Source organism: Arthrobacter sp. UYEF20 (genome assembly GCF_040546335.1).
Lineage (GTDB): Bacteria > Actinomycetota > Actinomycetes > Actinomycetales > Micrococcaceae > Arthrobacter.
Genome location: NZ_JBEPNP010000013.1, coordinates 100,257 through 125,230, shown reverse-complemented (window position 1 = coordinate 125,230; position 24,974 = coordinate 100,257). Strand labels below are relative to the sequence as shown.

General features: G+C 67.2%; 23 protein-coding genes and 3 tRNA genes. 19 read left to right on the top strand and 7 right to left on the bottom strand.

Going from position 1 to position 24,974, the window contains the following annotated elements; translation table 11 throughout:
• Positions 1-82: 82 nt before the first annotated feature.
• From ABIB26_RS15350 to ABIB26_RS15325, 6 genes are all read left to right on the top strand, one after another.
• Positions 83-1,486: a YibE/F family protein gene (locus ABIB26_RS15350; protein ID WP_354244805.1), complete on the top strand. Its 1,404-nt coding sequence runs from the start codon at positions 83-85 to the stop codon at positions 1,484-1,486.
• 65 nt (positions 1,487-1,551) lie between these two features.
• Entirely contained in the window at positions 1,552-2,733 is a 1,182-nt protein-coding gene (dusB, locus tag ABIB26_RS15345) for a tRNA dihydrouridine synthase DusB (RefSeq protein WP_354244802.1), read from the top strand.
• Entirely contained in the window at positions 2,726-4,015 is a 1,290-nt protein-coding gene (locus ABIB26_RS15340; RefSeq protein WP_354244799.1) for a deoxyguanosinetriphosphate triphosphohydrolase, read from the top strand. Before dusB ends, ABIB26_RS15340 begins: the two co-directional genes overlap by 8 nt.
• Positions 4,016-4,078: 63 nt before the next feature.
• Positions 4,079-6,022, top strand: a complete 1,944-nt coding sequence (dnaG, locus tag ABIB26_RS15335) for a DNA primase (protein WP_354244796.1) — start codon at positions 4,079-4,081, stop codon at positions 6,020-6,022.
• Between the two features lie 89 nt (positions 6,023-6,111).
• A tRNA-Asn gene (locus ABIB26_RS15330) sits at positions 6,112-6,184 on the top strand.
• A 136-nt stretch (positions 6,185-6,320) separates the two neighbouring features.
• Positions 6,321-6,393: transfer RNA gene (locus tag ABIB26_RS15325), tRNA-Asn, on the top strand.
• A 77-nt stretch (positions 6,394-6,470) separates the two neighbouring features.
• Here the strand turns inward: ABIB26_RS15325 and ABIB26_RS15320 are convergent.
• Complete coding sequence (locus ABIB26_RS15320; RefSeq protein WP_354244793.1) at positions 6,471-6,878, bottom strand: hypothetical protein; 408 nt, start codon at positions 6,876-6,878, stop codon at positions 6,471-6,473.
• Positions 6,879-7,183: 305 nt separating this feature from the next.
• Positions 7,184-8,407, bottom strand: coding sequence for a multidrug effflux MFS transporter (locus ABIB26_RS15315; RefSeq protein ID WP_354244790.1), 1,224 nt, complete (start codon positions 8,405-8,407; stop codon positions 7,184-7,186).
• A 181-nt stretch (positions 8,408-8,588) separates the two neighbouring features.
• Here ABIB26_RS15315 and ABIB26_RS15310 point away from each other — a divergent pair, with 181 nt between their 5' ends.
• The 5 genes from ABIB26_RS15310 to ABIB26_RS15290 all read left to right on the top strand — a co-directional run bounded on the left by ABIB26_RS15310 (position 8,589) and on the right by ABIB26_RS15290 (position 12,523).
• Positions 8,589-9,461: a phage holin family protein gene (locus ABIB26_RS15310; protein ID WP_354244788.1), complete on the top strand. Its 873-nt coding sequence runs from the start codon at positions 8,589-8,591 to the stop codon at positions 9,459-9,461.
• A gap of 55 nt (positions 9,462-9,516) precedes the next feature.
• Positions 9,517-10,140: a CDP-alcohol phosphatidyltransferase family protein gene (locus ABIB26_RS15305; protein ID WP_354244785.1), complete on the top strand. Its 624-nt coding sequence runs from the start codon at positions 9,517-9,519 to the stop codon at positions 10,138-10,140.
• On the top strand, positions 10,140-11,045 hold the full coding sequence (locus ABIB26_RS15300) for a DMT family transporter (protein WP_354244783.1): 906 nt from the start codon (positions 10,140-10,142) through the stop codon (positions 11,043-11,045). Before ABIB26_RS15305 ends, ABIB26_RS15300 begins: the two co-directional genes overlap by 1 nt.
• A gap of 113 nt (positions 11,046-11,158) precedes the next feature.
• Positions 11,159-12,349, top strand: a complete 1,191-nt coding sequence (locus tag ABIB26_RS15295) for a glycosyltransferase (RefSeq protein WP_502913684.1) — start codon at positions 11,159-11,161, stop codon at positions 12,347-12,349.
• A gap of 100 nt (positions 12,350-12,449) precedes the next feature.
• Positions 12,450-12,523 (top strand) — tRNA-Ile (locus tag ABIB26_RS15290).
• Between the two features lie 102 nt (positions 12,524-12,625).
• On the opposite strand, the gene ABIB26_RS15285 is transcribed toward ABIB26_RS15290, so the two are convergent.
• On the bottom strand, positions 12,626-13,150 hold the full coding sequence (locus ABIB26_RS15285) for a M23 family metallopeptidase (protein WP_354244777.1): 525 nt from the start codon (positions 13,148-13,150) through the stop codon (positions 12,626-12,628).
• A 479-nt stretch (positions 13,151-13,629) separates the two neighbouring features.
• On the opposite strand from ABIB26_RS15285, the gene rpsB reads away from it, so the two are divergent.
• The 6 genes from rpsB to ABIB26_RS15255 all read left to right on the top strand — a co-directional run bounded on the left by rpsB (position 13,630) and on the right by ABIB26_RS15255 (position 18,789).
• The gene (gene rpsB / locus ABIB26_RS15280; protein ID WP_354244775.1) at positions 13,630-14,574 is read left to right on the top strand and encodes a 30S ribosomal protein S2; all 945 of its coding nucleotides are present in this window, start codon (positions 13,630-13,632) and stop codon (positions 14,572-14,574) included.
• 145 nt (positions 14,575-14,719) lie between these two features.
• A complete protein-coding gene (tsf, locus tag ABIB26_RS15275) occupies positions 14,720-15,556 on the top strand; it encodes a translation elongation factor Ts (RefSeq protein ID WP_354244772.1) in 837 nt (278 codons plus the stop codon).
• 218 nt (positions 15,557-15,774) lie between these two features.
• Positions 15,775-16,512, top strand: coding sequence for a UMP kinase (pyrH, locus tag ABIB26_RS15270; RefSeq protein ID WP_354244770.1), 738 nt, complete (start codon positions 15,775-15,777; stop codon positions 16,510-16,512).
• A 129-nt stretch (positions 16,513-16,641) separates the two neighbouring features.
• The gene (frr, locus tag ABIB26_RS15265; RefSeq protein WP_354244767.1) at positions 16,642-17,199 is read left to right on the top strand and encodes a ribosome recycling factor; all 558 of its coding nucleotides are present in this window, start codon (positions 16,642-16,644) and stop codon (positions 17,197-17,199) included.
• Positions 17,199-18,119 carry a phosphatidate cytidylyltransferase gene (locus ABIB26_RS15260; protein ID WP_354244764.1) on the top strand — a complete coding sequence of 307 codons (921 nt, stop codon included), beginning with the start codon at positions 17,199-17,201 and terminating at the stop codon, positions 18,117-18,119. Before frr ends, ABIB26_RS15260 begins: the two co-directional genes overlap by 1 nt.
• A 43-nt stretch (positions 18,120-18,162) precedes the next feature.
• A complete protein-coding gene (locus tag ABIB26_RS15255) occupies positions 18,163-18,789 on the top strand; it encodes a DivIVA domain-containing protein (protein WP_354244761.1) in 627 nt (208 codons plus the stop codon).
• 9 nt (positions 18,790-18,798) lie between these two features.
• Here the strand turns inward: ABIB26_RS15255 and ABIB26_RS15250 are convergent, their stop codons facing one another.
• From ABIB26_RS15250 to ABIB26_RS15235, 4 genes are read right to left on the bottom strand one after another with little or no spacing between them, the layout of a single operon-like run.
• Positions 18,799-20,265, bottom strand: a complete 1,467-nt coding sequence (locus tag ABIB26_RS15250; protein WP_354244758.1) for a sodium/solute symporter — start codon at positions 20,263-20,265, stop codon at positions 18,799-18,801.
• A gap of 7 nt (positions 20,266-20,272) precedes the next feature.
• On the bottom strand, positions 20,273-20,686 hold the full coding sequence (locus ABIB26_RS15245) for a DUF485 domain-containing protein (RefSeq protein ID WP_354244755.1): 414 nt from the start codon (positions 20,684-20,686) through the stop codon (positions 20,273-20,275).
• Positions 20,683-21,402 carry a LytR/AlgR family response regulator transcription factor gene (locus ABIB26_RS15240; RefSeq protein ID WP_354244752.1) on the bottom strand — a complete coding sequence of 240 codons (720 nt, stop codon included), beginning with the start codon at positions 21,400-21,402 and terminating at the stop codon, positions 20,683-20,685. The genes ABIB26_RS15245 and ABIB26_RS15240 overlap by 4 nt, the downstream gene beginning before the upstream one ends.
• Positions 21,403-21,448: 46 nt before the next feature.
• The gene (locus ABIB26_RS15235) at positions 21,449-22,666 is read right to left on the bottom strand and encodes a sensor histidine kinase (protein ID WP_354244749.1); all 1,218 of its coding nucleotides are present in this window, start codon (positions 22,664-22,666) and stop codon (positions 21,449-21,451) included.
• Between the two features lie 207 nt (positions 22,667-22,873).
• Between ABIB26_RS15235 and ABIB26_RS15230 the strand changes: the two genes are divergently transcribed.
• Positions 22,874-23,254, top strand: a complete 381-nt coding sequence (locus ABIB26_RS15230; RefSeq protein WP_354244746.1) for a DUF485 domain-containing protein — start codon at positions 22,874-22,876, stop codon at positions 23,252-23,254.
• Positions 23,251-24,867, top strand: coding sequence for a monocarboxylic acid transporter (locus ABIB26_RS15225; RefSeq protein WP_354244744.1), 1,617 nt, complete (start codon positions 23,251-23,253; stop codon positions 24,865-24,867). Before ABIB26_RS15230 ends, ABIB26_RS15225 begins: the two co-directional genes overlap by 4 nt.
• Positions 24,868-24,974: the final 107 nt, after the last annotated feature.

The window sequence follows — 24,974 nt, the reverse complement described above, 5'->3', positions numbered from 1 at the left end:
CCGTCGCCCGCGCCGTCGGTGTCATCCGTCCGGAGGGGCCTCGCCAACGCCGTAAAGTTTCCGGCATGAGGTTGAACTGCTGATGGGCGCCGGACATTCACATGCGAACGCGGAACACGCGGAGCCGACGCCCCAGGCGCTCGCCGCCCGGAAAAAAGCGAACTGGATCCTGGCCGCCGTCCTGATCCCGCTGACCCTGTTGACGCTCGCGGCGATGGTGATGCTGTGGCCTTCCGGCAGCAAAGAGGGCATCAAACTGGCCAGTCCCTATGCGGCCGCTCCCGGTGTCACCTTCGACACGGGCAAGATCCAGCGCGTCGTCACCGGTAGCTGTACGGAGGGTGCCCAGCCCGGCGGCGATGCTGCCGGCCAGGCTCCGCATCAGGGGTCGGAGTGCACCTTTGCCTTCACCGAGCCGGACAAGGGCGGCAACCCCGTCAAGGTGGTCATCAACCCCGACGTCGCCAAGTCCCATGGCGTCAAGGTCGGGGACAACATCCGCTATTTGAACCTTTCCAAAGCCCAGGGTGCCTCCGAAGCCCAGGGCACACCGGCCTACGTCTTCGTCGACTTCGTCCGGACGCTGCCCATCATCTTCCTGGCCGTGCTCTACGCCGTCGTCGTGATCGCGGTGGCTCGCTGGCGCGGCCTGCGGGCGTTGATCGGGCTGGTCGGGGCCTACGGGGTACTCGTGGCCTTCATGCTCCCCGGCCTGGTGGAAGGCAAACCGCCGTTGCTGCTGGCGCTGGTGGGATCGACCGTGATCATGATCGGCGTGCTCTACTTCGCCCATGGCTTCTCCGCGCGGACCTCGACGGCGCTGCTCGGCACCATGTTCGGGCTAGGCATCACCGCCCTGCTGGCGGCCTGGGCCACCGACGCCGCAAACCTCGCCGGAGTGGGCAGCCACGACGCCGCCACGCTCACGAACATCTCGGACAACATCTCGATCTCCGGCATCATCCTCTGCGGGCTCATCATCTCCGGCCTCGGCGTCCTCAACGACGTCACCATCACGCAATCCTCTGCGGTGTGGGAGCTATGGGAACTCGCCCCGGAAACGTCCGCCCGGCAGCTGTTCACCTCGGCCATGCGGATCGGCCGGGACCACATCGCCTCCACTGTCTACACCATCGCCTTCGCCTACGCCGGTGCGGCACTGCCGGTCCTGATCCTGGTGATGCTTTACGAGCGGCCGCTCGGCGACGCCCTCACCAGCGCCGAACTCTCCGAGGAAGTGATCCGCACCCTCGTCGGCTCCGTCGGGCTGGTCCTGGCGATCCCGGTCACCACGATCATCGCGGTGCTGGTGGTCAAGGCCACCGGCATCAGGGGCGCCGCCAAGGGTCCCGACGCCGTCGGACGGTCTGGCGACGTCAGGGACCGCATCGTTCTGGACCAGGTCGACGCCGTCGGCCGGTCTGGCGACGGCGCGGCAAGCTCGCCCGAAACGCGCCGCGGGCGCCGGGCAGCCGCGCGGGGCTGACGGCGGCTTGTCCACATAGCCGGCTTGGATCCCGCCGATTTGCCCGGCTTTGAGACAATGATCTGGTGACTGTTGTAGCAACGCCTCCCGCACCCAAGCTGGAACTCCCGCCCCTGAAGCTCGGCCCCATCACGGTGGACACCCCCGTGATCCTGGCCCCCATGGCGGGCATCACCAACTCCGCCTTCCGCAGGCTCTGCCGTGAATACGGCGGCGGCCTCTACGTGGCGGAAATGGTCACGTCCCGCGCCCTCGTGGAGCGCACGCCCGAATCGCTGCGCATCATTTCGCACGACGACGACGAGAAAGTCCGCTCCGTCCAGCTCTACGGCGTGGACCCGGTGACCGTCGGCCAGGCCGTCCGGATGCTCGTCGAGGAGGACCGCGCGGACCACATCGACCTGAATTTCGGCTGCCCCGTCCCGAAGGTGACCCGGCGCGGAGGAGGGTCGGCACTGCCCTGGAAGATCGACCTGTTCACCTCGATTGTCCAGACCGCCGTGAAGGAAGCCTCCAAAGGCAACGTCCCGCTGACCATCAAGATGCGCAAAGGCATCGACGATGACCACCTCACCTACCTGGATGCCGGCCGGATCGCCCGTGATTCCGGGGTCGCCGCCGTCGCGCTCCACGGCCGCACCGCCGCACAGTTCTACTCCGGCCAGGCCGACTGGTCCGCGATCGCCCGGCTGCGCGAGGCGCTGCCGGACATCCCGGTGCTCGGCAACGGCGACATCTGGTCCGCGGAGGACGCCATCCGCATGGTCCGCGAAACCGGCGTCGACGGCGTCGTGGTGGGCCGCGGCTGCCAGGGGCGCCCGTGGCTTTTCGGCGACCTCATGGCCGCCTTCGAGGGAAGCGACGCGCGCCACAAGCCCGCCCTGCGCCAGGTGGCGGAAGGCGTGTACCGCCATGCTGAGCTCATGGTCGAAACCTTCGGCAACGATGAAGGCAAGGCGCTCCGCGAGATCCGCAAGCACATGGCGTGGTACTTCAAGGGCTACGTGGTCGGCAGCGAACTGCGGACCAAACTGGCGATGGTGACCAGCCTCGAGGTGCTCCGCGAAACGCTGGACCAGTTGGACCTTGAGTCGCCGTACCCCGGGGTTGACGCCGAGGGCCCGCGCGGCCGCGCCGGCTCGCCCAAAAAGCCCGCCCTGCCCAAGGACTGGCTGCTGGACCGCACCATGGACGCCGAGCAGTCGCGCGAGATCTCCTTCGCGGAACTGGACGTGTCCGGTGGCTGAAACCAGGACCACCGCCCCCGTGCTGGACGGCTACACCGGCCGCGACTGGGCCCGCTGGGTGGAGGAGCCGGCCAAGAGCACCTACCGCTCCGACTTCGAACGTGACCGCGCCCGCGTCCTGCACTCCTCGGCGCTGCGCCGGCTCGGGGCCAAGACCCAGGTCGTGGCACCGGACACCGACGACTTCGTCCGCACCCGGCTCACCCACAGCCTCGAAGTGGCGCAGGTGGGCCGCGAACTCGGCCGGGCGCTGGGCTGCGATCCCGACGTCGTGGACACCGCCTGCCTCAGCCACGACCTCGGCCACCCGCCGTTCGGCCACAACGGCGAATCTGCCCTGAACGAGGTGGCGCATGCGATCGGCGGCTTCGAAGGCAATGCCCAGACCCTGCGGCTGCTGACCAGGCTGGAACCCAAGGTGCTGGCTCCGGACGGGCGCCCCGCCGGGCTGAACCTGACCCGGGCAAGCCTCGACGCCGCCGCGAAGTACCCGTGGTCCGCCGAGAACGCACCCGTCATCCACGGCCAGCGGACCAGCAAGTTCGGCGCCTACGAGGACGACCTGCCGATCTTCGACTGGATCCGCGAGGAGGCCCCCGGACGCCGGTCCTGCCTTGAGGCGCAGGTGATGGACCTCGCGGATGACATCTCCTACTCCGTGCACGACGTCGAGGACGCAATCGTCGCCGGCCACTTCCAGCTGAGCTGGATGGACAACCCGGACCACCGCGCCCGCGTGGTGGGCTACGCCAAGCAGTGGTACCTGCCGCACAACGATCCCGCCGCGATCGACGCCGCCCTGGCCCGCCTGGAAGCCACCAGCGTCTGGGTGCGCCAGGCTGACGGCAGCCGCAAGTCGATGGCCGCCCTCAAGGACATGACCAGCCAGCTCATCGGCCGCTTCTGCCAGAGCGCGCTGGAGACCACGCGCGCCGTGTACGGGCCGGAGAACCTGACCCGCTACAACGCCGAACTGATCGTCCCCGACGAAACGGTGATGGAAATCGCCGTGATGAAGGGCCTGGCCACCACTTTTGTGATGACCACCGAACACCGGCAGCCTATCTACGAGCGCCAGCGCGAGGTCCTGCACGCCCTCGTCACCGCGCTGAGCGCCACCGGAGACCGCCACCTGGAGCCGATGTTCGCCGCCGACTGGCGCGGCGCAGAGGACGATGGCGCACGGCTGCGCGTCGTGATCGACCAGGTGGCTTCGCTGACTGATGGTTCCGCGCTGGCCATGTATGAGCGGCTCGTCGGCAGCCTGCCGTCACTGTGGTGACTGCCGGGTGACGGGCGCCATAGCCGGCCCTTCGGCGTCGTACCCGGGCATTAGGATGGCACTGTGGCTGGCCTGATCAAGCGTGAAGATATCGACGAGGTACGCCAGCGCACCGACATCAAGGAAGTCGTTGACGGCTACGTGACCCTCAAGGGCGCGGGCCTCGGTTCCTTCAAGGGTCTGTGCCCCTTCCACGATGAGCGCTCGCCCTCCTTCACCGTCCGCCCGCAGGTGGGCAGGTACCACTGCTTCGGCTGCGGCGAGGACGGCGACGCCATCTCCTTCGTGCAGAAACTGGACCACACCTCCTTCCACGAGGCCGTCGAAAAGCTGGCCGCCCGGATCGGTTTCGAGCTCCGGTACGAGGACGGCGGCTCGGGCCCCAACCGCGAGGACATCGGCCGGCGCCAGCGGCTGCTGGATGCCCACAAGGTGGCCGACGAGTTCTTCCGCGCCCAGCTGCTGACGCCCGGCGCCACAGAAGGGCGCAACTTCCTGCATGGCCGCGGTTTCGACCGCGGTGCCGCCGAACAGTTCGGCGTCGGCTACGCCCCGCAGGGCTGGGACTCGCTGCTCAAGCACCTCCGGGGCCGCGGCTACACCGATCCCGAGCTCAAGCTGACGGGCATGTTCTCGGAAGGCGGCCGGGGGATCTACGACCGCTTCCGCGGCCGGCTGATCTGGCCCATCCGGGACACCGCCGGGGACACGATCGGCTTCGGCGCCCGCAAGCTCTACGAGGATGACCAGGGCCCCAAGTACCTCAACACCCCCGAGACCGCGCTCTACAAGAAGTCCCAGGTCCTCTACGGGATCGACCTCGCCAAGCGCAACATCGCCAAGGAACGCCAGCTCGTGGTGGTGGAGGGCTACACCGACGTGATGGCCTGCCACCTCGCGGGGATTACGACGGCGGTGGCCACCTGCGGTACAGCCTTCGGCACCGAGCACATCAAGATCGCCCGGCGCCTGCTCTCCGACGACGGCAGCGGGGGAGAGGTCATTTTCACCTTCGACGGCGACGCCGCCGGCCAGAAGGCCGCGCTGCGGGCCTTCGAAGAGGACCAGCGCTTCGTGGCGCAGACCTATGTTGCCGTGGAACCCAACGGCGCCGACCCCTGCGAGCTGCGCCAGTCCAAGGGCGACTCCGCCGTCCGGGACCTGATCGGCACCCGCCGCCCGCTCTTTGAATTCGCCATCCGGGCCACCCTGAAACGGCACAACCTGGACACGGTCGAGGGCCGGATCGGCGCCTTGCGGGAATCCGCGCCGGTGGTGGCCCAGATCCGCGACGCCGGAATGCGCCCGGCCTACGCCCGCGAACTGGCCGGCTGGCTGGGCATGCCGGTGGAGGAGGTCAGCCGTGCCGTCGGAGCGGCGGCCAAGCGTGCCACCCAAGGGCCATCCGGCGGGTCCGGGCACAGGGGCCAGGGCCAGGGCTCCGGCTACTCCCCGGGCGCCGGTGGAGCTCCGGCGCGGTCCGCACCGGGTGTGGCGCCCTTGCCGCCGTCGGCCGTCCTTCCGTCTTTCAACCGGCCGGACCCGCGCGATCCGGTGGCCGCCATGGAGCGGCAGGCGCTTGAGGTCGCCCTGCAGGAGCCCGCGATGCTGGAGGGGGAGACCTGGCAGCGTTTCTCCGAGGCCCGGTTCTCGACGCCGGCGTATCTGGCCATCCACGAGGCCATCCGGGCAACCGGTCTGGCCCTCACCGGGGATCCGCTGCGCTGGGTGGAAGGGCTCCTGCAGGAAGTCCCCGAGCCGCTGCGGCCGCTCGTGTCCGAGCTCGCCGTCGTGCCCCTGCCGGCCAGCACGGCAGAAGGCGTGCAGCGGTACTGCAAGGACATCCTGGCGCGCCTGTTTGAGCTGCAGATTACCCGGGTCAAGGCGGACAAAATGGGCCAGCTGCAGCGCCTGGACGCCTCGGCGGATCCGGAAGAGTTCCAGCGGCTGAACCGTGAGCTCATGCAGCTGGAGGTGCAGCGGAGGTCGTTGCGCTCGGATGCCTGATGGTCCCGCCCTGTTGTCCGTCAGTGCTGTCCCGCCGGGGGCGATTTCACTTCCCGGCGGAGTGTTTGCTAGGCTTATAGCCGCTTCATTCCTCCTTAGCTCAATTGGCAGAGCATTCGACTGTTAATCGAAGGGTTGCTGGTTCAAGTCCAGCAGGAGGAGCGCGCAGTCCCCGTCCCGGGTTTCCGGGACGGGGACTTTTTTATACCCGGAGGGGGTATTTACGGCGTTCGCCGGGCAGGGCGCGCGGCCGATTTCCAAAGCGGCAAAACCTTTGCTAATGTCATACCTGCTTCATTCCTCCTTAGCTCAATTGGCAGAGCATTCGACTGTTAATCGAAGGGTTGCTGGTTCAAGTCCAGCAGGAGGAGCGGACAGGTCCCGCGGCCGGTGAAAATCCGGCCGCGGGACCTTTTTTATGCCCTCTTACGGCGGCTCATGGATTGGCTCAGACGAAGTACATCTCCACCTGAAGGAAGCGCTCGGCTTCGGCCACAGCGGCTTCGAAGGCCTCGTGCTCCGTGGGGGACTTCCGCGGCTCGCGGGGGTGCCACTCGTGCGGAGCGGAGTGAACCTGGGTGAAGCCGCCTCCCGGCGGAGCGAAGAAAATGCCGAAACGCTGCACGGGCCATTCAGGCGAAGACTCGGGGGCCACCAGCAGGGCCGAGTCATAGGCCGGGTTGTACCACTGCGCGATCGGGCGCCGCCGGTCTTCGGTGAACAGTCCTGCGGCGAAGAGGGCGGCGGACTGGCGGCTGGTCTGGCTGCACAGCCGGTCCCACCACAGCGGCAGTATCCCGGCATCACACCGCTGCCACGTGGCCGGGACGGGCGGAGGATCCTGCCAGTGGGGCACGTTACAACTTTATCGCCCGCAGCGGACCGGGAATAGGGCCGTGGGACAGGGGTTGCGGGTCAGGGCCTCGTGGCCCACACCGCGCCGCCGTCGGGCATGTCCCGCGGTGGGGTTGGCGGGTGGACATAGGCCCGGTATGTCCAGTCCCGGGCTCGGGGAATGGGCATGTCCTCCCGGGGAGCTTGTCCTGTGCTCCGCGCCGCCGTCGGGCATGCTCCGCGTTGGGGTGGGCGGGTGGACATAGGCCCGGTATGTCCGGTCCCGGGCCCCAGGAATGGGCATGTCCCCCGGGGAGCTGCCGGGTGCTACTGGATTGAGGGCACGGTCCGGGGCCGGACGACCAGCCAGAGGGCGGCCGCGGCCAGGAAGATGCAGGCTGCCTGCACCCCGCCCATCGGGGTGGCGGAGCCGAGGCCGAGCCAGCCGACCACCGGCGAGATCAGGCCCGCCATCATGAACGTCGCCGCTCCCAGCAGGGAAGCGGCAGTTCCCGCCTGCGCGCCGTGCTTGGCCAGCGCCAGGACCTGCACACACGGGAAGGTGAAGCCGGCGCCGAGGATGTAGAACCAAAGCGGCACCATGACGCCCCACAACCCGAAGTCCAGCTGGTCGAAGGCGACGATCAGCACGGCCATGAGGAACATCCAGGCCGTGGAACATGCCAGGATCCACTGGGGCGGGACCCGGCGGATCAGCCGGGAGCTGGTCTGGACGCCTGCCACGATGCCCAGCGAGTTGATGCCGAAGAGCAGCCCGTACTGCTGGGGACTGAAGCCGTAGACGTCCTGGAAGAGGAACGGTGAGGCGGAGAGGTAGGTGAAGAGGCCAGCGAAGTTCATGCCGCCCACCATCAGCAGGCCCGAGAAGATCCGGTCCGCGAACAGCACACCGTAGCGCTGGCGCACTGTCATGCCGGACTTCCCGCGCAGCTCCCGCGGCAGGGTCTCGCGGACCACGAATATCGCAGCGATGAGCACACAGGTCCCGTAGCCGGCCAGGAAGACGAAGATGCCCGGCCACGGGGTCAGCAGGAGCAGCTGGGAGCCGATCACCGGAGCCAGGATGGGTGCCAAGCCGTTGACGAGGGCCATCCTCGAGAACATCCGGACCATGGCGTAGCCGCTGAACAGGTCCCGGACCATGGCCATGGCCACGACGCCGCCGCCGGCCGCGCCGATGCCCATCAGGACGCGGAAGAGGCCAAGCGTGGTGATGTCGGTGGACAGGGCGGCGCCCAGGGAGGCTGTGATGTGCACCGCTGTCGCCACGATCAGCGGCATCCGCCGGCCGAACTTGTCGCTCAGCGGCCCCACCACGAGCTGGCCCAGGGCGAAGCCCAATGTCGTGCCCGTGAGCGTCAGTTGCACGGCCGCCTCCGAGACGCCGAGGTCGGCTTCCAGGGCCGGGAACGCCGGCAGGTAGAGATCCACCGTGAAGGGCCCCAGGGCGGTCAGGGCGCCGAGCATCAGAATGTAGAGGAGCGTGCGGCGGCGGCTCAGGGAGTCGCCGGGATTGGGGGGTGTACTCACGGAGGTCAATCCTAGGCCCGGCACAGCTGCCGGGCGCGGGAGCCGGGGCGCGCCGCACTGTGCCCGCACGGGCCGGCCCGGGGCCAGAATGGTAGTTTTGACACCGGAGGGTGCGTCAAGCGGCGCGGACCGGCAAGTCCGCGCGAGCGGAATCACAGGTGTAACCAGTTAGGCGGGACCGATGAGCGGACGTCACAGCGGCGGGACAAACGGGGGACTGCGCATTTCCGCGCTGCCCAGAACCCTGAAACTGATCTTCAAGCTGGCCCCCCGGCAGCTCACTGACGAGATCGCCCTCGCGAAGATCGAAATCAAGCGCAAGGGAATCCAGGTCGGTATCGCCGCCGCCTTCTTCGCCGTCGCGCTGGCTTTTGTCGCGTTTCTGGTGATCGGCCTTGTCGTGGCTGGCATCATGGGCCTGGCCACGATCATGCCCGCCTGGCTTGCCGCGCTGCTTGTCTGCGGCGTCTTCCTGCTGATCGCCCTGATCGTTGGGTTGCTGGGACTCCGGAAGTTCAAGAAAGCCATGCCGCTGATGCCGGAAGACACCATCCGCGGCCTCAAGTACGACCTCGGCATCGCCAAGGTAGGCTCCGCCTTCGATCCGGCGGTCCTGGACCCCGACTCCGAGCAATACAAGGCCGCCCAAGCCGCCAAGGCTGCAGCCGCCGCCAAGGCCAAGGCGGAGAAGGCAGCCAAGAAGGCCGCCGAACCGGAGTTCGGGCCGCCGCCGACCGAAACGGAACTGCGGCGCCGGCTGGAGCAGCGCCGCACCCACCTCACCGGGGTCCGCGACGAACTCAACGGGGAACTCGACGTCAAGACCCAGGCACAGGCCGTGCTGGCCGCGGCCCAGGTCCGGCTGCAGGACGGCAAGGAGCAGCTCAGCGACAAGGTGGCCGGCTTCCGCTCGGCCCGCTCCGCGAAGAAGCCCGCGACGTCGAACGGCCGCGGTGCGGTGGAGCAGCTGAGCCAGCGCTGGAAGCCGCTCGCAGCGCTGGCCGCCTCGGCCGCTGCGTTGGTGTTCTTACTGCGCAAGCTGATCAAGGGCTAGGCAGCCCGCTGAACTGCAACGCCCGAACGTTGCCGGCCACGGAAAGGGGCACTGGATGAAGTTCATCGGCGCTGGTGCCCGGTCTGGTCGGCCCGAGATCCACCACGACGCGGTCTTCACCATCCCCAATGTGCTGACGGTGGTGCGGTTCCTTGGCGTCCCGCTCTTCATCTGGCTCGTGCTCGGGCCCAAGGAATACGGCTACGGCGCCTTGGTCCTGGTCATCATGGCCAGCACCGACTGGGTGGATGGCTACATCGCCCGGCGCTTCAACCAGATGTCCAAGCTCGGCCGGGTCATGGATCCCATCGCGGACCGGCTGGCGCTGATCGCCGTTGCCGTGACCCTCGCGATCGCCGGCGTCGTTCAGTGGTGGTACCTGGCGGCACTGCTGGTCCCGGACGCGGTCCTACTCTGCCTGTCGTTGTATTACTTCCACAGCCATCCGGACCTGCCCGTCAGCCGGGTGGGCAAAATCCGGACGGGCCTGCTGCTGGTAGGAACGCCGCTTCTGGTGCTCTCCAAACTGCCGATCCCGGCCACCGAGGTCTACGCCGTCGCCGCCTGGATCTTCCTTGGCCTGGGGCTCGTGGGGCACTGGATCGCCGGGTACAACTATTTCTGGGCCATCATCCGCAAGGGCAAACAGCTTAAAGCAGTCGACGGCGGCCTCGGCTGATGGTCTGGATCGCAGTACTGCTGGCGGTGCTCGGCGCCTTCTTCCTGGCCTTTGGCGCGCAGCGCCAAGGCAGTGCAGTCAAGGCCGATACCGGCGGCCTGGCGCTCAGCAGCCACGGGCTGCTCCGCCTCCTGCGCAGTCCCCGCTGGATGTTCGGGCTGCTGCTGCTGTGTACGGGCATGGCCATGAACGCCATCGCCCTGGTCTCGGCGCCCCTCACCGTGGTCCAGCCGATCGGCGCGATTGCCCTTGTCATCACCACGATCGTCAACTCCAAGGACCAGGGGCTGAGCATCAACCGGGCCACTGTGGTGGCCATTTCAGCCTGCGTAACGGGCTCGGCGCTGTTCGTCGTGCTGGCTGTCAACGTGACCCAGGAAAACCACCACGTCAGTTCCTCGGATGAGCTGACGATCGTGCTGCTGCTGGCCCTGGCGGTGGGCGTGTTCGGTACGCTCGCCGTGATGTTCAAACACCGGATGAGCGCCTTCGTCTACATCCTCGGCGCGGGAGTCCTGTTCGGCTTCGTGGCCGTGCTGACCCGCATCATCGGCAGGCACCTGCTGGACCCGAATGGCCTGGCCCTGCTGAATGTCCAGTGGTATTCAGTGGTCGCGATCGTGGCTGCGGGCGGCCTCGGCTCGTGGTTTGTGCAGAGCGCCTATTCAGGCGGCCCCCCGGACCTGGTGATCGCCGGACTCACCGTGATCGACCCGATTGTGGGGATCGCGATCGGCATCGTGATCCTCGGCGAGCTCCGCCCCGATGTCCACGCCGTGATGGCGATTGCGATGGGGACGGCCGCTTCCCTTGCTATCGTGGGAGTGATAGCCCTCTCCAGGCACCACCCCGAGGTCACCAAGCGCAGGAAGGATGCGCGGAGGGCCGGGGGCCGGTCGTCCTAGGGAGGGCATCGGATTCAGATTTCAGCAGTAGTAGGCCCGGCGCGCCTGCGCCGACGGCCAGCCGGCCACCCCAGCTGCCCGCACCGTGACCACCAGGAGCTTTCCACGTGACCATGTCCGACAACCAGAAACCGCTGACCATCCTGATTGCCGCGGACACGTACCCGCCCCACCTCAACGGCGCCGCCATGTTCGGCTACCGCCTCGCCAAGGGCATGAGCGCCCGCGGACACAACGTGCACGTCCTGGCCTGCCGTCCGAGCAAGGGCCCGAGCTACAGCGAGTTCAGCGACGAAGCCACGGTCCACCGGATCCGCTCGCACTCGGTGCCCACCCACGAATACTTCCGCATCACGTTCCCGTGGGAAATCAAGAAGGAAATCAGCCTGCTGTTCGACCGCGTCCGGCCGGACGTCGTGCACATCCAGAGCCACTACATGATCGGCGAGCATGTGCTCTACGAGGCCGTCAGGCGCGGCATCCGGATCGTGGCGACCAACCACTTCATGCCCGAGAACCTGAACCCGTTCCTGCCGTTCCCGCAGTGGTTCAAGGACATTGTGGGCCGCATCTCGTGGAAGGACATGGGCAAGGTCATGGGCCAGGCCGACGTCGTGACCACCCCCACGCCGCTGGCAGCCAAGGCGATGCACCGGCATGCCTTTCTCCGGAAGGTCCTCCCGCTCTCCAACGGGATCGACGCCGCCGCCTACGAGCTCCGGGCCGGCGAGACCCTGGAACGCCACACCAGCCCCACCGCGCTCTTCGTCGGCCGGCTCGCCGAGGAAAAGCACGTCGACGTGCTCATCGACGCCGTCGCCAAGGCACCCGCGGACCTGGATATCCACCTCGAAATCGTCGGCGGCGGGGAAGTGCGGCCGGCCCTCGAAGCGCAGGTGGTCCGGCTCGGGCTCCAGGACCGGGTCAGGTTCCTTGGCCTGGCGAGCGAAGCCGAGCTGAGGGAGGCCTACCTCGCGGCCGACGTCTTCTGCATGCCCGGTACCGCCGAGCTGCAGTCCCTCGTCACTCTCGAGGCGATGTCCGCGTCCACCCCGGTGCTGCTTGCGGACGCGATGGCGCTGCCGCATCTGGTGCGCGACGGCGAGAACGGCTACCTGTTCACGCCGAATGACAGCGACGACCTGGCCGCAAAGATCGTCCGGCTGTTCACGCTTCCCGCAGACGAGCTCGCGGCCATGGGCAAGACGAGCCGGGAGATGGTGGAGAACCACAGCCTCGGACGCACGCTCCAGAAGTTCGAAGACCTCTACCGCGGTGCCAGCTACGACGACCTGGTCGTCTGAGCCCAAGGCTCTGCTGGCACGTAACAACGAATAGTATTGTTAGAGTGTTTTTGCCCGGAGGCAGCCCGGCCCTCAGGGGCGGCACGGCCTCCGGGCGCAAGGGGCTATAGCTCAGCTGGTTAGAGCGCGGGACTCATAATCCTAAGGTCCTCGGTTCAAGTCCGAGTAGCCCTACTTTTCTGCGGGAATCCTTTCCGGGTCCGGACCACGGGACCCTGCATCACGAACAGCGGCCTGCATGCTGCCGTCCCCGGCCCGGACGCCCAGCCCGGACGCCTACCCCGGCGCCGGATCCAGCGGTGGCAGCAGGATGGAGGGCCGGAGGTCCATCACGAAGGCCAGCGGGTTGAGATACTCCTCTCCGCGCCTTACGCCCCAGTGCACACAGGGAACAGGTCCACAGTGGCCGGACATCACCGTGCCCAGGATCCCGCCGTCGGCCACCAGGGCCCCGGCCGCCAGCTGGCTTTCCACCGGCTCGAAACTGCTCCGCAGGCCGTTGCCGTGGTCTATCGTGATGACCGGCCTGTCCACCACGACTCCGACAAAGCTCACGGTGCCGGACGCGGGTGCGGTGACCGGGGCGCCGTCGGACGCCGCCTCAAGGTCCACGCCGCGGTGGCCGCTCAGCCACGGCCTGGCCGGCGGGTCGAAGGTCCGCAGCACTGCAGGCCTGGGGCTCAGCGGCCAGCTCCAGGCGGCGGACCCCGCCGGCGCGGGAGCCGCGGGCGTGGCAATCGGGGCAAGCGCCAGGAATATGGCCGCGAGGAACGCAGGGATTACTGCGGGTCCAGTCTTCATGGACCTAGCCTGCCGGCGCCGCCGGGCGTGCAGAAGTACCCGCCCCGGCTATGTGGACATGCCCCCGGGGTGGCCCCGGAGCAGCACCCGGAGCAGCCCCGGAGCAGCCCCCGCCGGCCACCGGAAACCGTCAAATCCGGCAGTGTCCCTGTAGTACACTTGCTGGAGCAGTTTGCTGTGCCCTCATGCTTGTTCAATTTGGATTGTCTTACTAGATTGTCTGAGCCGGCACGCCTCATTCAGGGGTGCGGGGGAGCAGCGGCTGACTACGCGTATCCAGCCCTCCCTATCTGAAGTCTTTTCTTCCGGTGCGGAGGACTGCGCCTCTTGCGGTCCGGACCCCAGGTCCGGGTAAGAAGCGCAGTGGATGCCAGGAGCAGCGCCCGCCCGGGTGTCTGCTAATTAACCGTCAACTATTGGCAGGGTAAGACAGCCCCAGGGGGCTGTCTCATGAATGACCTGCCGGAAGGAGCGCCGGCATGCCCGTCGTAACTATGCGCCAGCTGCTTGACAGCGGCGTCCACTTTGGACACCAGACCCGCCGTTGGAACCCGAAGATGAAGCGATTCATCTTCACGGAGCGCAACGGCATCTACATCATTGACCTGCAGCAGTCGCTGTCCTACATCGACCGTGCCTACGAGTTCGTGAAGGCCACCGTTGCGCACGGCGGCACCGTTCTCTTCGTCGGCACCAAGAAGCAGGCGCAGGAATCCATCGCCGATCAGGCCACCCGCGTTGGCCAGCCCTATGTCAACCAGCGTTGGCTCGGCGGTATGCTGACCAACTTCCAGACCGTCTCCAAGCGCATCCAGCGCATGAAGGAACTGGAAGAGATCGACTTCGACGACGTCGCCGGTTCCGCGTACACCAAGAAGGAACTGCTGCTCCTTCGTCGCGAACTCACCAAGCTGGAAACCAACCTCGGTGGTATCCGCAACCTGACCAAGGCGCCTTCCGCGCTGTGGATCGTTGACACCAAGAAGGAACACCTTGCTGTCGACGAAGCCAAGAAGCTGAACATCCCCGTTGTTGCCATCCTGGACACCAACTGCGATCCGGACGAAGTCGATTTCCCGATCCCGGGCAACGACGACGCCATCCGCTCCGTCAACCTGCTGACCCGCGTTGTTGCTGACGCCGTTGCTGAGGGTCTCATCGCCCGCAACCAGCGCGCCACCGGCACCACGGAAGCTCCGGAAGAGCCGCTGGCCGAGTGGGAGCGCGAGCTCCTCGAAGGCAACAAGGCTGAAGAGGCTGCTGCCGCTGCTGCCGCTCCGGCCGCTGAAGAGGCTCCCGCTGCTGCTCCGGCCGCTGCTACCGAGAAAGCTCCTGCTGCTGAAGCTGCTGTCGCTCCGGAAGCCGAAGCTGCAGACGAAACCCCGGCTGCTGCCGAGGCCACCCCGGCTGACGAAGCCAAGTAGCCTGCCGGCTCAGCTGACAAGTAAAACTGGATCGCCCCACACGCTCTCCGCAGCGTAGGGGAACTGACAGGATGGCCGCTCACTGGGTGAGCAGCCGTCCTGTCGGTCCGTACACCACACAAAATTTCTAGACAGAGGGGTTCACATGGCGAACTACACTGCCGCTGATATCAAGGCACTGCGCGAGCGCACCGGCGCCGGCATGATGGATGTCAAGAAGGCTCTTGACGAAGCCAACGGCGACGCCGAGAAGGCCATCGAAATCATCCGCATTAAGGGCCTGAAGGGCGCTACCAAACGCGAAGGCCGCTCCACCGCAGAAGGCCTGGTTGCTGCCAAGGTCGACGGCGGCGTCGGCGTGATGATCGAAGTCAACTGCGAGACCGACTTCGTCGCGAAGGCTGACAAGTTCATCCAGCTCGCCGACAAGGTCCTGGCCGTTGCTGTCGAGTCCGGCGCTGCCGACCTTGAGACCCTGCTGGCCACCGAGGTTGACGGCAAGGCGCTGTCCGAGGTCGTCGTCGAAGAAGGCGCCGTTCTGGGCGAAAAGGTTGTTGTCCGCCGCATCTCCCGCATCGAGGGTGCAACGGTGGACGCTTACCTGCACAAGACCTCCAAGGACCTCCCGGCCCAGGTCGGCGTCCTGTTCGCCGTTGACGGCGAAGGCGAAGCAGCTGCTACCGCAGCCCACGACGTCGCCGTCCACGTCGCCGCGATGTCCCCTAACTACCTCTCCCGTGAGGATGTTCCGGCCGAGCTCGTCGAGTCCGAGCGTCGCATCGCCGAGGAAACCGCCAAGGCTGAAGGCAAGCCCGAGGCAGCAATGACCAAGATTGTGGAGGGCCGCGTCACGGGCTTCTACAAGGGCGAGGTTCTCCTCGACCAGGCATTCGCCAAGGATGCCAAGAAGTCTGTCGCGCAGGTCCTCGAAGGGGCCGGCGTCAAGGGCACCGCTTTTGCGCGTTTCCGCGTCGGTTCCTAGTCAGACACCCGTAGGACACAAGTCAGACACTGTCGGTTCCTAGTCAGACACCTGTCAGACACGCTAAGGGGTGGTCACCGCGGTGGCCACCCCTTTTGCATGCACCCGGGGCACGCCCCCGAACGAACCCACCCGGGGCACGCACCGGCCAGGGCGGAATGACGCCTTTGGCCCCCGGCACGATAACCTTTTTCAGAGTTCACCAACGGGAAGGCACCATGGAAACCGTCACTAATTCAGCCCAGCCGAAGAAGAGCCGGCGCAGAGTCCTGTTGAAGCTTTCCGGCGAGGTCTTCGGCGGCGGGAAACTGGGCGTTGACCCCGATACCGTCCGCGGCGTGGCCAAGCAGATCGCGGCCGCAGTGCCCGACGTCGAGGTGGCAATCGTCGTCGGCGGCGGCAATTTCTTCCGCGGTGCAGAACTGTCGCAGAGCGGCATGGACCGCTCGCGCGCCGACTACATGGGGATGCTCGGCACCGTGATGAACTGCCTGGCGCTGCAGGACTTCCTGGAGCAGGCCGGCGTCGAGACCCGCGTGCAGAGCGCCATCACGATGGGCCAGGTCGCCGAGGCCTACATTCCGCGCCGCGCCATCCGGCACATGGAGAAGGGCCGCGTGGTGATCTTCGGCGCCGGTGCCGGCCTCCCGTATTTCTCCACCGACACCGTGGCGGCGCAGCGGGCCCTGGAGGTCCACGCCGACGTCGTCCTGATGGCCAAGAGCGGGGTCGACGGCGTCTACACGGCGGACCCGAAGAAGGACCCCATGGCGGAGAAGCTCCACACCCTCAGCTACGACGATGCCCTGCGGCGCGATATCCGTGTCATGGACCAGACCGCGATGACCATGTGCAAGGACAACAACCTCACCATGGTGGTCTTCGGCATGGAGGGCGAAGGCAACGTCACCCGTGCCATCCTCGGCGAGGACCTGGGCACCGTGGTCACCCCCTAGCAACGGCTAGGATGTTTTCAGGACAGTTCCGCGCCCGGACCGGGCCATGACCAGGCGGAAGAAACAGACGGAACCAACACCGTGCAGCACTCCCGTCCGCCGGGAGGCACCAATTTCTGAGGAGAGACCGTGATCGAAGAAACCTTGCTCGAGGCCGGGGACAAGATGGACAAGGCGGTTGAGGTAGCCAAGGAAGACTTCGCCTCGATCCGTACGGGCCGGGCGACGCCGGGCCTGTACAACCGGGTGCTCGTGGACTACTACGGATCGCCGACGCCGCTGCAGCAGCTGGCCTCCTTCGCCGTTCCGGATGCCCGCACCATCCTGATCACCCCGTTCGACAAGACCTCGCTGCGCGATATCGAGCGTGCCCTGAGCGACTCCGAGGTGGGCGCCAACCCGTCCAACGACGGCAACGTCATCCGGATCACCATCCCGGACCTGACGCAGGAACGGCGCAAGGAATACGTCAAGATCGTGAAGTCCAAGGGCGAAGACGCCAAGATCTCCATCCGCAACATCCGCCGCAAGGCAAAGGAAACGCTGGACAAGCTCGTCAAGGACGGCGACGCCGGCGAGGACGAGGGCAGCCGCGGCGAAAAGGAACTCGACGCCCTGACCAAGGCACACGTCGACGGCATCGACGAGCTGCTCAAGCGCAAGGAAGCCGAGCTGCTCGAGGTCTGATGGGTCAGGCACAGCAGGCCCCCGGACCACACGTCAGGGGGCAGGGGAAGCAACGCAGTAACCCGACGCCCAAGGGCGGCAGGAACCTTCCTGCCGCCACTGCGGTGGGCCTCGGCATGCTCTTCCTCGTCCTGGGCGGACTGCTGTTCCTGCCGCTGGGCTTCGTGCTCATCACCACCGCCTTCGCGGTTTTCGGCGTCTGGGAGATCTTCCGGGCGCTGGAGGCCTCGGGCACGAGGCTGCCCATCATCCCGGTGATGACGGGCACGGTAGGCATGCCCCTCGCCGCCTACTTCGGCGGCCTGGAAAGCCTGCTTTTCGCCATGCTGCTCAGCAGCGTGGCCGTGCTGCTGTGGCGCTCCCTGGAGGGCGCAGCCGGTTCGGCGCGGAGCATCTTCGCCGGCGTCTTCACCCTGACCTGGGTGCCGTTCCTGATCAGCTTTGCCGTGCTGCCCCTGCATACCTCCGGCGGCGAGACGCCGATAGGACTCTGGCCCGGCGGCGTGGTGCCCCCGGGTGCCTGGCAGACCGCCACCCTGCTGCTGCTCGTGGTCTCCAACGACACCTTCGGCTACCTGGTGGGCGCCTCGCTGGGCAAGCACCCGATGGCTCCGAAAATCAGCCCCAAAAAGACCTGGGAAGGCTTCAGCGGCTCGATCGCCGGCGCCCTGGTGATCGGCGTGCTGGCCAGCGTCTTCGTGCTGGGCAAGCCCTGGTGGGTGGGTGCGGTGCTGGCGGTGGGCATGGTCGCCGCCGCCACAGCCGGGGACCTGGCCGAATCCATGGTGAAGCGCGAACTGGGCATCAAGGACATGAGCAGCATCCTGCCGGGCCACGGCGGAGTGATGGACCGGCTGGACTCGATCGTGTTCGCCTCGCCCGTGGCTTTCATCCTCTTCTCCGCCGTTGTCGGCACCTAGCGCGTGCCCGATTCCAACGTCGTTCCAACTTCCGGCCCTTAGAATGGTGCCAGCAAACCAGCCGAACGGCATTGAAGGAAACATAGTTACAGTGGACATTCAACAGCAGATTCCTGCTTCCTTTGACCGCGTGCAGCGGAACCAGTACGGCTACAACGCCAAGCAGGTCGATCAGTTCCTGCAGCGCGCACGGGTGTCTTTTGAGGCCCCGAATGCCGCGGGCCGTCCGGTCAAAAGCGCCGACGTCCGGGCCGTCACCTTCGACCCCGTCAAGGGCGGCTACGCGGCGGCCGGCGTGGACGCCGCCCTGGACCGGCTCGAGGACGCGCTTGCGCTGCGGGAACGCGATGACCTGATCGGAGAACGCGGCGAGGAAGCCTGGCTCCGCGACATCGGCCGGCTGGCCGGCCTGCTCCGCGGACGGCTTCACCGTCCCGACGGCCAGCGCTTCCGACGCCCGGGCAAAGCCAAGGTCCGGAGCTACAACACCACGGACGTGGATGACCTGTGCCACGAGCTGATCGGCTACCTGGAAGAGGACAGGCCGCTGAGCGTGGACAATGTCAGGCGCGCCGTCTTCCGGCCGACCGTGGGCCGCGAAGGCTATGAGGAAGGCCAGGTGGATGCCTTCCTGGACCGCGCCGTTGAACTGATGGCCGCCATCGACTGACGGTCGCCGTCACCGTTCGGTCACCAGCGGCCGTTCGGGTGTGTGCAGCCTGGTCATCAACCGGGTGATCGACCGCGGCACGCGGTGTCTGGTGGCCCGGGACACCAGGACCACGACGGCGAAAGCCGCCGGGACCGTCCAAGCGGCGGGCTGTGCAAGCCACGACGGCGTGCCGGCGCCCCCCAGCACGGAGCCGGCCACCATGGCTCCGCCGCAGAGCAGCCCGCCGGTCACCATGCCGGCGATCGCCCCGGCGTCCGTCAGCCCGCGCCACCAGATGCCCAGCAGCAGCACCGGGCAGATCGTAGACGCCGTGAAGGCAAACACCAGCCCCACGCTGCCGGCCAGCCCCAGGGAGTCCGTCATGGACGCGATCCCCAGCGGCACGATTGCCGAGATGACCGCCGCGAGCCGGAAGCCGCGCACACTGCCGCCGAGCACGTCCTGGCTGATCACGCCCGCCAGCGAGACCACCAGTCCGGACGTGGTGGAGAGGAACGCGGCGAACGCGCCGGCCACCACCAGGGCGGACAGCAGATCCCCGGCGGCCCCGCCGATCATCCGGCCCGGCAGCAGCAACACCAGCGCGTCGGCCTGGCCGCTCTGCGCCAGCCCGGGCGTGAAGAGGCGCCCGATCAGGCCGTAGGCCGTGGGGAAAAGGTAGAAGACCGAAAGCAGGCCCAGCACAATCAGCGTGGTCCGCCGGGCGGACTGGCCGTCCGGGTTGGTGTAGAACCGCACCAGCACATGCGGCAGCCCCAGGGTGCCGAACAGCAGCGCCACCAGCAGGGAGATGTTCTGGTACGGGCTGGCCGGAGCGGCGGCGGTGGGATTCACCCCGGCCTCGGCCACCGCGGGGGCGCCGGTACCGGCCAGCACGAACAGGATGAAGAGAACCGGCACGGCCAGCGCCGTCAGCTTGAGCCAGTACTGGAAGGCCTGGACGAAGGTGATGGAACGCATCCCGCCTGCCACGACGTTCACGCAGACGACGGCGACCACCGCCACCGGCCCCACCCACGCCGGCAGTCCGGTGGTGATCCGGATGGCCAGGGCGGCCCCGTGGAGCTGCGGGACGATGTAGAGCCAGCCGACCAGCACCACCACAACGCTGGTGACACGGCGGACCGCCCGCGAATCGAGCCTGGCTTCGGTGAAATCCGGGATGGTGTACGCGCCGGAACGCCGCAGGGGAGCGGCCACGAAGAGCAGCAACATCAGGTAACCGGCGGTGTAGCCCACAGGGAACCACAGGGCGTCGGTGCCGGAGAGCAGGATCAGCCCCGCGACGCCGAGGAAACTGGCGGCGGAGAGGTACTCCCCGCCGATCGCCGAGGCGTTCCACCACGGCCGCACGGTGCGCGACGCCACATAGAAGTCTCCGGTGGTGCGTGAGATCCGGAGGCCGTAAAAACCGACCACGGCCGTGGCCAGCGAGACGGCGGCGAAGGCCGCGACGCCGACGGCCGGGTTCACCGGCGCCTCACTTGTCCCCGGCCAGATCCCGGTAGCGGGCCTCGTTCCGCTGTGCCGTCCGTACATAGAGCCACGCGCTGAGCCCGATCACGGGATAGATACCGGCGCCCAGCAGCACCCAGTCGAAGGGAAGGCCGGCAATCGTCGAGTCCGCCAGCCCGGGAACCAGCCCCAACATGAGCGGGAACGCCAGCAGGATCAGCAGGAAGCCGCCTGCCACCACCAGTCCGAGCCGCAGCTGGGAGCGGATCAGCGAGCGGACGAAGACCTGTCCGGCGTCGGATTCCTCCGCCGCTTCACGGGCATCAGTGGTGGACCGGGCATCAGTGGTGGACCGGGCATCAGCGGCTGACCGGGCGGCGGCCAGCGCCGTACGGCCCTGCGTCAGGCCGCGCGGTGCGGTCACGCGGACGCGGGTCATGCCTGCGGCCGGATCCGGGTCGACTGCAGCTTCTCCCGCACGGACGGCAGGTGCCGGCGGCTGATGGGAAGCTCGGCCCCGGCCACGGTGACGCTGGGGCGCGCCGCCGCGAGCTTCAGATGGCTGACGTGGTTCAGTGCGATCAGGTAGGAGCGGTGGGTGCGGATGAATCCGGCGTCGGCCCATTGCTGCTCAAGGTCGGCCAGCGGGACCCGGATGAGGTAACTCGCGTCGGCGGTGTGGAGCCTGGCGTAGTCGCCCTGCGCCTGGACGTAGGTGACGTCCTCGCGCCGGATCATCCTGGTGTGGCCGCCGAGGTCCACGGTGATCATTTCCGGCGTCGGGGCGCCGTCCTTGAGCAGCTCGCTGATCCGGCCGATGGACTTTGCGAGCCGCTCTGCCCGCACGGGCTTCAGCAGGTAGTCCACGGCGGCCAGCTCGAACGCTTCCAGCGCGCGGTCCTCGTCGGCCGTCACGAACACAACGGCCGGCGGGCGGGAGCTGCGGGAGATGACGCGGGCGATGTCCAGCCCGGACAGGGCCGGCATATGGATGTCGAGGAAGACGGCGTCCACCTCCTCGGCTTCGAGCGCACGGAGGGCCTCGGCGCCGGAGGAGGCGCGGTAAATCGTGCCGATCCGGTCATCTTTGCGGAGCAGGAAAGCCAGTTCCTCGACGGCGGGGAACTCGTCGTCGGCGACGAGGACGTTAATCATGGTTCCAGCCTACTGCCGGAGGCATTTTGCTGTATCAGAGCGACGATCAGGCGTCGTGACGGGGCTGCGACTTGGGCACCCGCATGGTGATCAGGGTGCCCTCCCCGGGAGCCGTTTCGATCACGAGCCCGTTGTCCTCGCCGTAGACCTGCCGCAGCCTGGTGTCGACGTTGCGGAGTCCGACGTGGTCGCCGTCGCTGTGCCCGGCGAGCACCGAGCGCAGCTGTTCGGGATCCATGCCCACCCCGTCGTCCTCGATTCTCACCTCGGCAAAGGCTCCGGAGTCATTGGCCGTGATCGAGATATGCCCCGGCCCCTCCTTGGCTTCGAGCCCGTGCCGGACCGCGTTCTCCACGAGCGGTTGCAGGCTCAGGAACGGGATCACCGTGCTGAGCACTTCAGGCGCAATCCGCAGGCTGACCTGCACCCGGTCGCCAAAGCGGGCGCGTTCCAGGAGCAGGTAGCGGTCGATGCAGCGCAGCTCCTCGGCCAGGGTGGTGAAATCGCCGTGCCGGCGGAAGGAATAGCGGGTGAAGTCGGCGAATTCAACCACGAGTTCGCGCGCCCGCACCGGGTCCGTGTTGATGAAGGACGCGATTGCGTTCAACGAGTTGTAGATGAAATGCGGGCTGATCTGGGCACGGAGCGCCCGGACCTCGGCCTCCATCAGCAGCGTACGGGAGGCGTCGAGCTCAGCCAGTTCCACCTGGGTGGCCACCCAGTCGGCCACCTCGCTCGTGGCGCGCACCAGTCCCGCGCCGGCCGACGGGGCGAAGGCTGCCACGACGCCCACCACCCGCGTGCCGGCCTTGATCGGGGCGATCACGACGGCGCGTTCCACCTCCGGGGCCAGCGTCCCGGCTGCGGTGCCGCCGGCAAGCAGCTGCAGCTCGCCGGCCGGGATCACGGCTGTGTGGCCGCCGTCGAGCACGCGGGCCGCGAGCCCCATCAAAGCGGGCTTGAGTTCCTCGCCGGCGCCATCCCACGCGAGGACGCCCGTCGTGTCGGTAATCGCCAGCGCGTCGCTTCCCAGCAGGCTGCGCAACTGCCGGCTGGCCTTGGCCGCGCCGGCGGGATTGAGTCCGGTCCGCAGGTGCTGGCCGGCCTGGGAAGCGGCGTGCAGGGTCTTGTACGTGGCTTGTTCCGCGTCGGTGCCCAGCTCCCGGAACGAGCGGAGGACCTTGAGGCCGACGGCGACGACGACGGCGATCGCCATCGCGATCACGGCGATGGCGGCGGCGGTAAACAGCGGAGAGTCCGGCATGCTGCCAGCGTATCGCGGGCACCGGCGGGGCGTTGCGCGGCCGCCGTTGAGCGCAGCATCAGGACCGTTGAGCGACGCCGGCACGGCGACTATGGACTGTAGTGCACATCACGATGCACAGTGATAGTAGTCACGCCGGCCCGGGGGACTGTATCCATCAGGCTAACGCAGCCGGTGTCGACGAGCCAGTCTCAATGAGGAGGAACGATGGGTCAGCACGCCCAAGAAGCGGACGCAGCGGCGGCCGTGGACTTCAAGGAAGTCCAGTCGACGGAACGGTTCCAGCAACTACGCAAACGTCACCGCAGCTTTGTCTTTCCCATGGCCATTGCATTCCTGCTCTGGTATTTCGCCTACGTCGTGTTGGCCGACTACGCGGTCGGCTTCATGTCCACCAAGGTCTGGGGCAACATCAACATCGGCCTGATCCTGGGCCTGCTGCAGTTCGTGTCCACATTCGCCATCACCGGCTGGTATGTCAGCTACTCGAACCGGAAGCTTGACCCCATCGCCGCCGAGATCCGCCACGAAATCGAAGGCCACGAGTTCGACAAGCACGGCAATCAAATTGGCGGGGCAACAAAATGACATTCATGGTTCCCACGGTAAATGTTTCGGATCTCAAGGACACCACCCTGCTGAACATGGGGATCTTCGCCCTGTTCGTCGCGATCACGATGGTGATTGTGCTCAGGGCCAGCCGCAGCAACAAGACGGCTGCGGACTACTACGCGGCCGGGCGTTCCTTCACCGGCCCGCAGAACGGCACCGCCATCGCCGGCGACTACCTCTCGGCGGCCTCCTTCCTCGGGATCACCGGCGCGATCGCCGTCAACGGGTACGACGGCTTCATGTACTCCATCGGCTTCCTCGTCGCCTGGCTCGTCGCCCTGCTGCTCGTCGCCGAACTGCTCCGCAATACCGGCAAGTTCACCATGGCCGATGTGCTCTCCTTCCGGCTCAAGCAGCGCCCGGTGCGCATCGCGGCTGCCATCTCCACCCTCGCGGTCTGCTTCTTCTACCTGCTGGCGCAGATGGCGGGAGCCGGCAGCCTGATCTCCCTGCTCCTGGGCATCAGCGACTGGGGCGGTCAGGCCCTGGTGATCGTCGTCGTCGGCGCCCTGATGATCATGTACGTCCTGATCGGCGGCATGAAGGGCACCACATGGGTGCAGATCATCAAGGCGATGCTCCTGATCGCCGGCGCCGCCGTCATGACCTTCTGGGTCCTCGCGATCTACGGCTTCAACCTTTCGGACCTGCTCGGCGGGGCGGTGGAGACCTCGAAGAACCCGAACATCCTCAACCCGGGCCTGCAGTACGGCAAGTCCGAGACGTCCAAGCTGGACTTCATGTCCCTGGGCCTGGCCCTTGTGCTCGGCACCGCGGCCCTGCCCCACGTGCTGATGCGGTTCTACACGGTTCCGACCGCCAAGGAAGCCCGCAAGTCCGTGGTCTGGTCCATCTGGCTGATCGGCATCTTCTACCTGTTCACCCTGGTCCTGGGCTACGGCGCGGCCGCGCTGGTGGGCGCTGACACCATCAAGGGTGCCCCGGGCGGGGTCAACTCCGCGGCACCGCTGCTGGCCTTCCACCTGGGCGGACCGCTGCTGCTCGGCTTCATCTCGGCGGTGGCCTTCGCCACCATCCTGGCGGTGGTCGCCGGCCTGACCATCACCGCGGCGGCATCCTTCGCCCACGACATCTACGCCAGCGTGATCGCCAAGGGCAAGGCCGACGCCGACACCGAGGTCAAGGTGGCGCGCCGCACCGTAGTGGTGATCGGCCTGCTCGCCATCATCGGCGGCATCTTCGCCAACGGACAGAACATCGCGTTCCTCGTGGCGCTCGCCTTCGCTGTGGCCGCCTCGGCCAACCTGCCCACCATCGTGTACTCGCTGTTCTGGCGCCGTTTCACCACCCAGGGTGCCATCTGGAGCATGTACGGCGGCCTCGGTTCGGCCATCATCCTGATCGCGCTGTCCCCGGTGGTCTCGGGGACGAAGACGTCCATGATCCCGGGCGCCAACTTCGCGATCTTCCCGCTCAGCAACCCCGGCATTGTCTCCATCCCGCTCGCGTTCTTCCTGGGCTGGCTCGGTACGGTGCTGGACAAGAAGCTGGAAGACACCACCAAGCAGGCCGAAATGGAAGTCCGCTCCCTCACGGGTGTGGGCGCCGAAAAGGCCACCAACCACTGACGCTCCCTCACGTTTCGCCCGGTAGAGCCGGACGCTCCCTCACGTTTCGCCCGATGGGCGCGAGATGTGAGGGAGCGTCTGCGTAGGCCTCGCAGGATGTGAGGGAG